Source organism: Rubrivirga sp. SAORIC476 (assembly GCF_002283555.1).
Taxonomy (GTDB): domain Bacteria; phylum Bacteroidota; class Rhodothermia; order Rhodothermales; family Rubricoccaceae; genus Rubrivirga.
In genome coordinates this window covers 37,415-50,336 of record NZ_MVOI01000004.1, presented here as the reverse complement: position 1 = coordinate 50,336, position 12,922 = coordinate 37,415, and the positions used below count along the sequence as shown (strand labels likewise).

Below are 12,922 nucleotides of genomic sequence, written 5' to 3'. Positions count from 1 at the left end.
CGCACTCACCTCCGCAGTCCATGCCCGACGTGGCCCCCTACGAAGGCCTCGGCGTCTTCTACCTCGGCCGCGAGGTCGACCCGGCCACGGCCGAGGTCACCGACGCCCCGATCCTCTACGACTCCGCCGACCTGACCACCCACGCCTTCATCGTCGGCATGACGGGCTCGGGCAAGACCGGGCTGGGGGTCTCGCTCATCGAGGAGGCGGCGCTCGACAAGATCCCCGTCATCGCCATCGACCCGAAGGGCGACCTCGGTAACCTCGCGCTCCAGTTCCCCGACCTCGCGGCGTCCGACTTCCGGCCGTGGGTGGACGAGGGCGAGGCCACCCGCGAGGGCATCTCGGCCGACGACCTCGCCGCGCGCACCGCCGCCATGTGGCGCGATGGGCTCACGCAGTGGGACCAGCCCGCCGACCGCATCCAGCGCCTGCGCGACGCCGCCGCGGTGACCCTCTACACGCCCGGCTCCGATGCCGGGGTGCCGGTCTCCGTGCTCGGGTCGTTCGACCCGCCTCCGCCGGACGCCCGCTCGGGCGAGGCCTTCACCGAGCGCGTGGACGCGTCCGTGAGCGGGCTGCTGTCGCTGCTGGGCGTCGAGGCGGATGCGATGTCGAGCCCGGAGCACGTCTTCCTGGCCAAGGTGGTCGGCGACGCCTGGGCGGCGGGCCGGAGCCTGACGCTGGCCGACCTGATCGGCGCGCTCCAGACCCCGCCGTTCGACACCATCGGTGTGCTCCCCGTCGACGCCTTCTTCCCGGCGCGGACCCGAACCGGGCTGGCGATGAAGCTGAACGGGCTCCTCGCCTCGCCCGGCTTCGCGGCCTGGGCGCAGGGCGAGCCGCTCGACGCCGACCGCCTCTTCTACGGCGACGACGGCACGCCGCAGGTCTCGGTGATGTCCATCGCCCACCTCGGCGACGAGGAGCGGATGTTCTTCGTCACGCGCCTCCTCGGCGAGGTGCTCGCGTGGATGCGCCGCCAGTCGGGCACGGGCTCGCTGCGGGCGATCCTCTACATGGACGAGATCTACGGCTACCTGCCACCGAGCGCGAACCCGGCCACCAAGACGCTCCTGCTGACGCTCCTGAAGCAGGCCCGCGCGTTCGGGCTGGGCGTCGTCTTGGCGACCCAGAACCCGGTCGACATGGACTACAAGGCGCTCTCGAACTGCGGGACCTGGTTCGTCGGACGGTTGCAGACCGAGCGCGACAAGGAGCGGCTACTCGACGGCCTAGAGGGGGCGTCGCAGGCGACCGGGTTCGACCGCGCGGAGGTCGACCGGATGCTGTCCGGCATCGGCAAGCGGCGCTTCCTGCTCCACAACGTCCACGAGAAGGCGCCGACTCTGCTGGCGACGCGCTGGGTGCTGAGCTATCTCGCCGGTCCGCTCACACGCACGCAGATCGGGACGTTGATGGCCGACCGCAAGGCGGCCGCGGCCCCGCCCGCCTCGGTGCCCGCGCCGACCCCATCGACCGCACCGGCGTCGGTCGAGGACACGTCCGAGGCGGAGGCGTCCGGCCCGCCGAGCGTCGACGTGCCCCAGGTGTTCCTCGCTGGGGAGCCCGCGGACCGCTACGTGCCGATGCTGCTGGCTCGCGCGGAGGTGCCGTACCAGCGCAAGAGTCTCGACGTGGACCACACGGAGCGCTTTACCGTCCTGATCGAGGTCGCCGACGGCGACCCGCAGTGGGGCGCAGCCGAGCCGCTCGCCGAGCGCCCGGCCACCCGCACGACACCCGCCGATGGGGCCACGTTCGCGCCACTGCCCGAGGGCACCGATGCGTCGCGCTTCGGCCGCTGGGAGGCCGACCTGAGGCGGTGGCTCCAGCAGGAGCACCCCCTCCGCCTCCTCCAGAACAAGGAGTTGAAGGCGACCTCGAAGCCCGGCGAGGACGAGCGCGCGTTCCGGATCCGCCTGGGGCAACTGGCCCGCGAAGCGCGCGACGCCCAGAAGGAGGACCTCCGGACCCGGTATGCGTCCAAGCTTCAGACCCTCGAAAAGCGGATGGCGTCGGCGCAGGACGCGATCGACCGCGAGGCGGCGCAGGCGAGCCAGCGGAAGACCGACACGCTCGTCCGCGTGGGCACGACCCTCCTGGGTGCCTTCCTCGGCGGGCGCTCCCGCCGGTCCACGCTCAGCCAGATCGGCGTCACCGCGCGATCGGCCGGGCGGATGTCTAAGGAGTCGAGCGACGTCGCCCGAGCCGAGCAGAAGCTCGACGCCCTCAAGGCCGACTACGCCGACCTCGACGCGCAGCTCCAGCGGGAGATGGACGACATCGACCTGACCGCGAGCCCCGAGTCGGCCCCGCTGGAGACGGTCGAGATCCAGGCCACGCAAACGTCCATGCACGTCGCCGAGATGGCCCTCGCATGGGTCCCCTTCCGCCGCGGCCCCGATGGCCGCCTCGCCCGTGCCTGACACGTCCCGCCGCGTCGCAGTCATCGGGACCGGCCTCATCGGCGGCTCGCTCGCGCTGGCACTCCGCGACCGCCAGCCGCACGTCGAGGTCGTCGCCTTCGACCGCGACGCCGACCAGCTGTCGCTCGCCATCGAACGAGCCGCGGCCACGTCCGGCGCCGCCTCCCCCGCCGACGCCGCCGCCGAGGCGGACCTCGTGGTGCTCGCCGTGCCGACCGGCGCGATGCGCGCCACTCTCGCCGAGATCGCGCCCGCCCTCCGCCCCGGTACCCTCGTCACTGACGTGGCATCCGTCAAAGGCCCCGTCGCGGAGGCTGCGAGCGACTGCCTGCCCGAGACCGTCACGTTCGTCGGCGGGCACCCGATGGCGGGAGCCGAGCGCGGCGGCATGGCCCACGCGGACGCGCTCCTGTTCGAGAACGCAGTCTATGTCCTGACTCCCACCGGCAGCGCGGAGGCCGATCCGCGGGCGGTCTGGCTGGCACGGTCGGTGGGCGCCCGCCCGGTCGTGATGGCGCCCGACCGGCACGACGCCGTCGTCGCGGCCGTCAGCCACCTGCCCCAGCTCGCCGCCGTCGCCCTGGTCCGCCTCGCGGCCGAGGTGGGCGACGACGCGCTGGCGCTCGCCGCGGGCGGCTTCCGCGACATGACGCGCATCGCCAGCTCGCCGTTCGGCATGTGGGGCGATATCCTGGGCGCCAACCGCGACGCGGTCCTCGCGATGCTGGAGACCTACACCGACGGCCTGGGCGCGCTCCACGACGCCGTGCGCTCGGGGGACCTGTCTGCGCTGGAAGTCGCCTTCGAGCGCTCGGCTGCGACCCGAAGCGCGATCCCGTCGCACGCGAAAGGCTTCCTGACGCCGCTCGCCGAGGTGACGCTCTGGGCCGAGGATCGCGTCGGCTTCCTGGCCGCCGTGACGGGTGCGCTCGCTGAGGCGCGGCTCAACATCAAGGACATGGAGTTGCTCCGGGTGCGCGAGAACGAGGGCGGCGCCTTCCGCCTCGCCTTCGCCGATGGCCCGGCGGCGGACGCGGCCATCGGGGTCCTCCGGAACCTGGGGCTGCGGGCGGAGCGACGGTGACATGACGGTAGGTTGAACAGACCTGCCGCCGCCGTGACCCTCGACCTCACCATTCCCGCCCTGCTGGCCGCCCTCTTCACCGTCCAGCTGACATGCGGTCGCTCGGCATCGGCGCGGCTCAGGAACCAGTCGGGCCGCGTGGCCCGCTTCCGCGCGGTCATCCGGGGCGACACGGGCCTCCGCATGCGTTACGTGCCGGTCGACTGAACCCGGCGGGCGCCGACGGCCGTAGGAGCCGGCTCCTCCCCCCTCCCCTGGCCCATGAAGTTGCTCCTCCGCTGGCTCGCCAGTGCCGCCGCCCTGCTCGCCGTCTCCTACCTCGTGCCCGGCGTCGTCGTCGCAGGCTTCGTCGCCGCCCTGATCGCGGCTCTCGTGATCGGTCTCGTCAACGCCACCATCGGCTGGGTGGTCAAGCTGATCACGACCCCGATCCGCTGGCTGACGCTGGGCCTGTTCACGCTCGTCATCAACGCCGTCCTGTTCTGGCTCGCGACCCAGTTCGTGGACGGGTTCGACGTAGACGGCCCGGTGGCCGCGCTGATCGGGTCGCTCGCCTACGGCCTCCTCGCCGCGTTCATCCAGGGCCTCGTCGGCGGCAAGAAAAAGAAGTAGCCCCGGCCCGCCTCGGTGCCCCTGTGGAGCCACCGAGGCGGGCGGAGCGGATGGGCTACGGGGCGGACGGCAGCACGTACTCGACAGCCGCGCCCGGTCCGAGCGGGATGTCGAACGCCACCCACATCCCGACGAGCACGAGCCCGACGACCATCAGCCCGAACGAGTACGGCACCATGAGGGCCGCGAGGCTTCCCAGGCCGAAGCCCTTCACCCAGCGCTGACAGAAGATCAGGATCAGCGGGAAGTAGACCATCAGCGGCGTGATGATGTTGGTCGCGCCGTCGCCCACGCGGTAGGCAGCCGTGGTCATCTCGGGGCTGATGCCGACGAGCATCAGCATGGGCACCAGCACCGGCGCGAGCAGCGCCCACTTGGCACTGGCCGACCCGACGAACAGGTTCGTGACGCCGGTGAACAGCACGATCAGCATCAGCAGGATCGGCGTCGGCAGCGCCATCTGCTCCAGGCCGTTGGCCCCGTGCACCGCCACGATCAGGCCGAGGTTGGACCAGTTGAACATGGCCACGAAGTGGGCGGCCGCGAACGCGAGCACGAGGTAGTAGGCGAGGTCCTCCATCGAGCCGGCCATCATCTTGACGATGTCGCGGTGGCTCTTCACCATGCCGACGGCGCGCCCGTAGGCCCACCCGGCCGCGAGGAAGAGCACGAAGAAGCCGGCGACGAGAGACCGGTAGAACGGCGACAGGCGCGCCTCGGGGGTGGCGGCCTCGTCGATCAGCGGCGTGCCGGGCCCGAGGGTGAAGAAGGCCCAGAGCGCGATCACAGCGAGACTGGCGAGCCCCGCCCAGCGCAGGCCCTTCGACTCGTCGGCCGTGATGGCCTGATCGGCGTCTGGGTCTTCGGCGTGGTCGGCGTCGGGCACGTAGGTCCCCAGCCGCGGCTCGATGATCCGGTCGGTCACGTACCAGATCACCGGGATCGAGACGAAGACCATCGCGGCGATGAAGTACCAGTTGCCCGCGATGTTGGCCTCCCAGGTCGGCACGATGGTCTCGACCGCCTCCTGGGTGATGCCGAACAGCAATGCATCGAGTTGGCCCGGCAGCAGGTTGGCCGAGAAACCGCCCGAGACGCCCGCGAACGACGCCGCGATGCCGGCGATGGGATGACGCCCGGCCGCGTGGTAGATCACGGCCGCGAGCGGGATCAGCACCACGTAGGCCGCGTCGGCCGCCAGGTTGCCCATCATGGCGACCAGCGCGACGACCGGCGTCAGCAGCAGCGTGGGCGCGTTGCGGACCGCCGCGCGCATGGCGGTCCCGAACAGGCCCGTCCGCTCGGCGACGCCCGCGCCCAGCATCACCACGAGGACGTAGCCCAGGGGGTGGAAGTGGGTAAACGTCGTCGGCATCTCGACCCACAGCCGCTGGATGTTCGCGGCCGACAAGAGGCTCTCCGCTGCGATCACCAACGGCGCCCCGTCGTCCCCGACGCTCGTCGGGTGCAGCGCCGACCAGTCGAACCACGACGCGATCAGGCTGATGCCGACGAGCCCGCCGATCAGGTAGAGGAACAGGAAGACCGGGTCGGGCAGTCGGTTGCCGACGCGCTCGATCCAGCCGAGGATGCCAGTCTGAGAGGGCGCGGGCGCGGGGGCAGCAGTGGGGTCCATGCGTATAGGTCGGGGCGATAGGAAACCCGGAGATTAGCGCCGTCCGCTCCGAGCGGCCATTCCCCCACGCACTCCCCCGCGCCCCCCCAGATCGTCCGGGTGGCTCCGGGCCTCTGCGGTCCGTCCCTGCCCAACTCGCTCCGGCTCGACGTGACGCCCGAGTCGGCCGCTCCTCAGACGTCAACGTGACCCTCAGGGTGGGTGGCGGCGCCGCTCACGGCCCAGTACTGACGACCGGCCTCTCCGTCTCGGTGCCCTCACAGCCCGACCGAGGCAGGCCCAGTCAGCGCGAGCCGCCCTGGAGTTGGGTCAGCCGCGCGTGGAGGCGGCTCAGCAGCGGGTCGGACCGGTCGAGCGCCTCCATCGTCGCGCGGAGCGAGGGAGACACCGCTCTCCCCTGGCCAAGCCGGGCGAGTGCCCAGTGCGCGTCCAACTCCACGGTGCCGGCGGGGTCCTCCTGCGGAACCCACCCGAGTCCTTCGCGGGCCACCTGCTCCGCCTCGACGAACCGCCCGGCCTGGTTGAGCGCCGCCGCGCGGATGCCCAGCACGGACTGCCACAACGACGAGTCGGCGCGGATACCCGCCGCGAGGGCCAGGGCGGAGTCGGCCTGGGCGACCCCGCCTCGGGCGTCCCCTGCCGCGAGCAGGGTCCGGGCGAGCGCCACGTGCGCTTGCGCCGTGTAGGGATGCTGTCTCCCGAGCGCGCGCCGCTGGATGGCGAGGGCGTCCGACTGGAGCCTCGCCGCCTCGTCGAGGTGGCTGAGGCGGTACTGGACCTCGCCGAGCAGTCCGATGGCGTGCGCCGACTCGGCGTGCAGGCGCCCGAACAGTCGCGTGTCGATATCATAGACCTCCTGGGCGAACGGCAGCGCCACGTCGGCGCGTCCGGCAGCCAGGAGGGTCGAGGCCAACTCGTACAGGGCCAACGACGTCTCCTCTTCGTCGAGCGCTCGCCCGATCTCTACGGCTCGCTCTGCGGTTCGGATGGCGCCCTGCACGTTCCCCTGTTCGCGCTGAATCCAGGCGACGTCTCGGAGGACGCGAAACCGCAGCGGCACCAGGTCGGACTCGGTGGCGAGGTCGGCGTAGACCTGTTCGAAGAGGGGGAGCGCCTCGCGGTACCGCCCCTGCGCTCCGAGCGAGCGCCCGAGGCCGTAGCGCGCCTCTGCCTGTTGCTCCACCGACCCGCCGCTGGCAGCCTGGGCGGCCTCGCGGTAGAGGTCCTCGCTCTGGCTGAACTCCCCCCACTGGTTGTGGAGATGGCCGAACATGACCAGCATTCGGCTCCGCGTTTCAGGCGTGCTCATGGTGCGCACACGGTCGAGGGCGGTACCGAGGACCTCGCGGACGGTCACGTCCTGGCCGGCGTGGTAGGGATCGGATTCCAGGAAGACATCGGAGAGCAGGGCGACCGACTCGGTGGCGCGCCGCGCCTCGGCCTCGGCCTCGGCGTGCGCGGCCCGCTCAGCGTTGAGTGAGACCAGCGAAATCACGAGCCCTCCCACGAGGAAGAGAAGTGCCAGCGCTCCGGCGGCGACGGCAGCCCGGTTGCGCCGCGCGAATCGTCCGGCGACGTACCACAGAGAGTCCGGTCGCGCCTCGACGGGGCGACCGTCCAGGTGGCGCTCCAGGTCGACCGCGAGGTCGGCTGCGCTGGGGTAGCGCCGGGCCGGGTCCGGGTGGAGCGCCTTCAGGCAGATCACATCCAGGTCGCCCCGCAGCGAGCGGGCGAGCGCCCCCGTGCTCGATGTCGGCTGCGCCCTGGCTTCGCGTACCACCTGCGACGGACGCGTCGGCTCCGTAACGGGAACGACAGGCGCGTCGCCGTGAGGGCGCGCCCCCGTCAGCAACTCGTAGAGCAGCGCACCGAGGCCGTAGACGTCGGCAGCGGCCGTGACGCCCAGCGTCGAGTCGAACAACTCGGGCGCCGCATAGGCCGGCGTGAGCATCCGCATGCCGGTGCGCGTGAGCGGGAACGCGCCCGTCCCTTCCTCGGCCTCCGCCAGCAGCTTCGCGATGCCGAAGTCGAGGACGACCGGCCGCGGCGCGCCGTCACGCTCCGTCACGAGCACGTTCGACGGTTTGAGGTCGCGGTGTACCACGAACCGACGGTGGGCATGGTCCACGGCCCGGGCCACCTCGGCCACGAGACGGACCCGGTCGCGGACGACGAGCGCGTGGGCGTCGGCCCAGGTCGTGATCGGTGCGCCGTCGACGAACTCAGTGACGAGGTAGGGCACGCCGTCGCTCGTCTCGCCGCCGTCGATGAGGCGGGCGATGCCGGGGTGATCGAGGGTGGCGAGGAAGTCGCGCTCGCACCGGAGCCGGGCGGCCACGTCGGTCCCGGCGAGCGCGAGCGACTGGCGAACCACCTTGAGGGCAACCGTCTGGTCGAAGGCACCGTCGGCACGGTGGGCGCGGTACACCCGCCCCATCCCCCCCTCCCCGATCAGGGCGTCGATGCGATAGGGTCCAACGCGGACGCCCTCTTCCACCACCGCCTCGGGTGCGCACACCAGGGGGGCGAGCATGGCCTCGGCCCGCTCCAGAAACGAGTCGGCGCGCAGCGCGTCACGGAGCAGTGGGTCCAGGGCTGCTCGTAGCGCAGGGTCGAGCGACGCGAGAAAGCCGTCCCGCTCGCTCTCGTTCATGTCGAGAGCCTGGTCGAGGGCCGCGTCGAGGGCGACCCAATCGGGACCGGTGTCGGCAGAGCGGGCGGACATCAAGCGAGAAGCGCGTGGAGGTGCGCCTTGGCCCGCGCCCACCGGCGCGCTGCGGTCCGCACGGACACCCCCTGCACCTGGGCGGCCTCCTCCACCTCCAAGCCACCGAAGAAGCGCAGTTCCACGATCTGGGCGAGATCGGCGTCCCGCTCGGCGAGACGCCCCAGCGCGAAGTCGAGGGCCAGCACCTGATCGAGGACATCGTTCTCGGCGCCGACGAGGTCGGCGTCGAGCGTGACCGGGCGGGCACCGCCGCCTCGCTTGGCCGCGCTCCGCGCCCGCGCGCGATCGATCAGGATTTCGCGCATCGCCCGCGCCGCGACCGCCAGGAAGTGAGACCGGTCGACCCAGTCGCCGCCATCGACCATCTTGACGTACGCCTCGTGGACGAGCCCGGTGGCCGAGAGCGTCACCGGGCCCCTCTGCGACGAGATGCGGCGCTGTGCGATGCGGCGCAGGTCGCCGTACACCCTCGAGAACAGGACATCTGCCGCACGGTCGTCACCGCCTCGGACGGCGTTGATCAGGGCAAGAGTGTCAGATGCGTCCACGTGGGGAGCGAATGGGGCTCAGAAAAGGTAACGGCCTCAGGTCTGGGGAGCACGTCCTGCTCGCTCCTCGCCAGGTACGGGTCGGCTCCCCCGCGAAGGAGCGCCGAGATGGACGGGGGCGCACATTTTTTTGGGCCCTGTGGCAGTCGGTACGCGACGCTGACGGATTGAGAAGCGAAGGCGGTCTTCCGCCTCCGTCAGGTGCGCCCCGGCTTCGTCCGGGATCGCCCCGTGACCTCCCGCTCACACGCTCCCCTTCCCCATCGCGATGCGTATTTCCCTACTTACTCTCCTCCTCGCGGCGGTCGCCCTCGCGGCCTCGCCTGCCTCCGCTCAGACGCGCAGCGACTGGCAGATGAACCGCGGCCAGGGGCACCTGGATGCTTCGAGCATCGCCCACGGCAACGAACACGGCAACCCTGCCTTCTACGCGCTCGCCACCATTCCAGCGGAGAGCGACCCGAACTGGGGTCCGGCCCCGAATCCGGAGACCATCGGCTTCAGTGAGAGCTCGACCGTCGCCTGCTTCCAGGCGGTGGACTTCACCTACTTCCAGACGTTCGTCGACGTCCCGGCCAACGGGCAGGTCAACACGTTCACCATCGCGTTCGACGGGATGGACGACGGGTCGCGCGTGACCGTGTTCAACGCGGACCACCCGCAGGGCATCGTGGACGAGGGCAGCTACGTGAAGCTGGGCGGCACCGGCACGGCCGACCTCGCCCGCTACCTCGCGACGGGCCGGAACCGAATCGTCGTGACGCAGATGGACGACTGCGCCAACCAGAACAACCTCCGGAGCGCCACGGTGGTCCTCAACGGATCAGTAGTCGAGACCGAGCCGACCGCCGAGGCCCCGGCCAACGCCTGCGCGGCGCTCCCGGGCGCGAACTCGTGGGGCGACGTCCACATCTCGACGCCAGACGGCACGGTCTACGATTTCCAGGCCGCGGGCGAGTTCTTGCTCCTGGCGTCCAACGACGGCGAGGTGGTGGTCCAGTCCCGTCAGCAGCCGTGGGAAAGCAACCCGCGCGTGACCGTCAACAAGGCGGTCGCGCTGAACGTCGCCGGAACGCGGGTCGGAGTTTACCTGGAGCCCGGCCCTGTCGTCTACGTCGGCGACTCCCGCGTCGAGGTCGCGTCCGGGACGCCGACCGTGCTGCCAGGTGGCGGCTCCATCTGCGAGGTCAGCGGTGGCGGGACGGCGTCGTACCGGATCACGTGGGCCAGTGGGTTCACCGTCGGCGTCCGCGCGTTCGCGGGCTCGCACATCGACGTGGGCGTGGCCCGCGGCGGCAGCGGGTCGATGGGCTTCTCGGGCCTCATCGGCGACCTCGACGGCAATGGCGCCAACGACATGCGGGTTCGCGGCGGCAGCGTCCTCACGTCACCGCTCGCCTTCGAGGCCCTGTACAGCCAGTTCGGTGACAGCTGGCGCATCACCGCCAGCGAGTCGCTCTTCCGCTACGCGGGCGGCTCCAGCACCGCGACCTACAACCAGAACGGGACGTCCACCGAACCGCTCCTGCTGACGGACCTCAACCCGACCCAGCGCGACCGCGCGCGGGCCGCGTGTGTCGCAGCGGGGGTCACCACGCCTGCGCTCCTCGGCGGCTGCACGCTCGACGTCGCCGGGACCGGGAGCGCGGCGTTCACCGCCAGCGCCGTCTCTGCCGAGGTGACGGTCCAGACGGCTGGGGCGACCGTCGAGGGCGGCATGGTCGGCGGCGGCGCGACGATGTTTCCGCTCCTGGCCGGCACGGATCTCGTCCGGGGCCAGCGGTACTACAACGAGTCGTGGACGCACTACATGATCTTCCAGGACGACGGCAACGTCGTCGTCTACACGGCTGACAACGGGTACGTCTGGGGACTCGAGTCCGTGACCTCCAGCTACAGCCAGATCACGAGCGTCTCCGTGACGTCCGACGGCAACTTCGTGGCCTACGGTTCGGGAGGAAACGTGATCTGGTCGGCGCTGACCAGCGGCGGGGGCGCTCGGACACGACTCGGCCTGACCCGCCGGGGTGTTCTCCAACTCCGCTCGCAGCGCGACGGCCTCTGGTCCAACGTCGGTGGTACGTCGGAGACGATCGAGGTCGACGGGACGGTGATCCTGACCGGTGACGTTCAGGTCACGCTCCAGTGGAGCACGCCGGTGGACCTCGACCTGTACGTAACGGACCCCGCCGGCGACGAAGTCTCCTACCAGAACACCAGCGTGCCCTCGGGCGGAGTCCTCGACGTCGACGCCCGGCGGTCCTGCCAGGCCACGCCCGAGACGGTCGAGAACATCGTCTGGACCGGGACGGCGCCGCAGGGCGACTACGGCATCCGAGTCAACTACTACACGGCGTGCGACCAGGGCCCCGCGGACTACACGGTGACGCTCCGGCGCGGCGGCGAGGTGGTCGAGACGTGGACCGGAACGCTCAGCTACTCGGAGTCGGTCACGTATCCGTTCAGCAACTAGCGTCCAGACGCGACGCGGACGTCCCGAATCGCGTCCTGCAGACTGACCCACAGCGGCCCCGCCTCTCCTCGGAGGGGCGGGGCCGCTCGCGTTGCGGTCAGCTGCCTCGGTGCTCCGGTGGGGCGACCGAGGCGGAGCGCCTGGATCTACCGGCGGAGGTTCTCGAAGACCGCCGAGGCCCCCATGCCGCCGCCGATGCACATCGTCACGATGCCATAGCGGGAGCCGCGGCGCCCCATCTCGTGGAGGAGCGTCGCCGTCAGCTTGGCGCCAGTGCAACCGAGCGGGTGGCCCAGCGCGATGGCGCCGCCGTTGACGTTGACCTTGTCCTGGCTGATGTTTAGCTCGCGCAAGATGGCCAGCGACTGGCTCGCGAACGCCTCGTTGAGCTCGATCAGGTCGATGTCGTCCAGGCTCATGCCGACCTGCTTGAGCACCTTCGGGATCGACTCCATCGGCCCGATGCCCATGAGCTCCGGCGCGACGCCGGCGACGGCGAAGCCGAGCATCTTGGCCATCGGCTCAACCTCCAACTCGTCGACGCGCGCCTTCGACATCAGGATGGTCGCCGCGGCGCCGTCGTTCATCTGCGAGGCGTTGCCAGCCGTGACGCTGCCGCCGTTCTTGAACACCGGCCGCAAGCGGGCGAGCGCTTCCACTGACGTGTCCGGGCGCGGCCCCTCGTCGGTGTCGTGCGTGAACGTGCGCGTGACGGCCTCCTTCGTCTCCGGGTCGTAGACGGTCTCCTCGACCTCGACCGGAACCAGTTCGTCGTCGAACCGGCCGTTGGCGATGGCGTCGGCCGCGCGCTGGTGGCTCTGGACCGCGAACGCGTCCTGATCCTCCCGGCTGACGTTGTACTTGTCGGCCACGTTCTCGGCCGTGATGCCCATCGAGGTGTAGAACTCGGGGTCGTCGGCCGTGAGCGCGGGGTCCGGGGCGAAGTAGAAGCCGCCCATCGGGACGGACGACATCGACTCGACGCCGCCGGCCACGATCACGTCGGCCTGGCCCATCGCGATGGAATTGTAGGCCTGCGCAATGGTCTGCACGCCGGAGGAGCAGAACCGGTTGACGGTCACGCCGGGCACCGAGTCCGGCATCTTGGCGATCTGGGCGATGGCGCGGGCCATGTTGTTGCCCTGCGGCCCCTCGGGGTATGCGCAGCCGATGACGACGTCGTCGATCATGGCATGCTCCAACCCGGGCACCCGGGCCATGGCGCCGTTGATGGCCGCCGCGCCGAGGTGCTCGGGGCGGACGTCCTTCAGGGCGCCCTTTTTCGCCTTCCCGACCGGCGTGCGGACGGAGGCGACGAGATATGCTTCGTTGATTTGCATGGTTCGTAGTGCGTGGTTCGTGGTGCGTAGGGGGAGCAGGGCACAGTCATCGGTCAACGATCTCTGCCCACG

General features: G+C 70.9%; 9 protein-coding genes. 5 read left to right on the top strand and 4 right to left on the bottom strand.

What is annotated here, in order from left to right:
• The first annotated feature begins 20 nt into the window (after positions 1-20).
• The 4 genes from B1759_RS11070 to B1759_RS11060 are packed head-to-tail and all read left to right on the top strand — an operon-like array spanning position 21 to position 4,125.
• Positions 21-2,429, top strand: coding sequence for a helicase HerA domain-containing protein (locus B1759_RS11070; protein ID WP_095515143.1), 2,409 nt, complete (start codon positions 21-23; stop codon positions 2,427-2,429).
• Positions 2,422-3,513, top strand: a complete 1,092-nt coding sequence (locus B1759_RS11065) for a prephenate dehydrogenase (protein ID WP_158225216.1) — start codon at positions 2,422-2,424, stop codon at positions 3,511-3,513. Before B1759_RS11070 ends, B1759_RS11065 begins: the two co-directional genes overlap by 8 nt.
• A gap of 33 nt (positions 3,514-3,546) precedes the next feature.
• Positions 3,547-3,720, top strand: a complete 174-nt coding sequence (locus tag B1759_RS19705; protein ID WP_158225215.1) for a hypothetical protein — start codon at positions 3,547-3,549, stop codon at positions 3,718-3,720.
• A gap of 54 nt (positions 3,721-3,774) precedes the next feature.
• Complete coding sequence (locus B1759_RS11060) at positions 3,775-4,125, top strand: phage holin family protein (RefSeq protein WP_095515141.1); 351 nt, start codon at positions 3,775-3,777, stop codon at positions 4,123-4,125.
• Positions 4,126-4,180: 55 nt separating this feature from the next.
• Here the strand turns inward: B1759_RS11060 and B1759_RS11055 are convergent, their stop codons facing one another.
• The 3 genes from B1759_RS11055 to B1759_RS11045 form a co-directional block, all read right to left on the bottom strand.
• On the bottom strand, positions 4,181-5,761 hold the full coding sequence (locus tag B1759_RS11055; RefSeq protein WP_095515140.1) for an AbgT family transporter: 1,581 nt from the start codon (positions 5,759-5,761) through the stop codon (positions 4,181-4,183).
• 283 nt (positions 5,762-6,044) lie between these two features.
• Positions 6,045-8,486, bottom strand: coding sequence for a serine/threonine-protein kinase (locus B1759_RS11050; RefSeq protein ID WP_095515139.1), 2,442 nt, complete (start codon positions 8,484-8,486; stop codon positions 6,045-6,047).
• The gene (locus B1759_RS11045; protein WP_095515138.1) at positions 8,486-9,037 is read right to left on the bottom strand and encodes an ECF-type sigma factor; all 552 of its coding nucleotides are present in this window, start codon (positions 9,035-9,037) and stop codon (positions 8,486-8,488) included. Before B1759_RS11045 ends, B1759_RS11050 begins: the two co-directional genes overlap by 1 nt.
• Positions 9,038-9,305: 268 nt before the next feature.
• Here B1759_RS11045 and B1759_RS11040 point away from each other — a divergent pair, with 268 nt between their 5' ends.
• Positions 9,306-11,510: a VWD domain-containing protein gene (locus B1759_RS11040; RefSeq protein WP_095515137.1), complete on the top strand. Its 2,205-nt coding sequence runs from the start codon at positions 9,306-9,308 to the stop codon at positions 11,508-11,510.
• 146 nt (positions 11,511-11,656) lie between these two features.
• On the opposite strand, the gene B1759_RS11035 is transcribed toward B1759_RS11040, so the two are convergent.
• A complete protein-coding gene (locus tag B1759_RS11035) occupies positions 11,657-12,850 on the bottom strand; it encodes an acetyl-CoA C-acyltransferase (RefSeq protein ID WP_095515136.1) in 1,194 nt (397 codons plus the stop codon).
• Between the last annotated feature and the right edge of the window lie 72 nt (positions 12,851-12,922).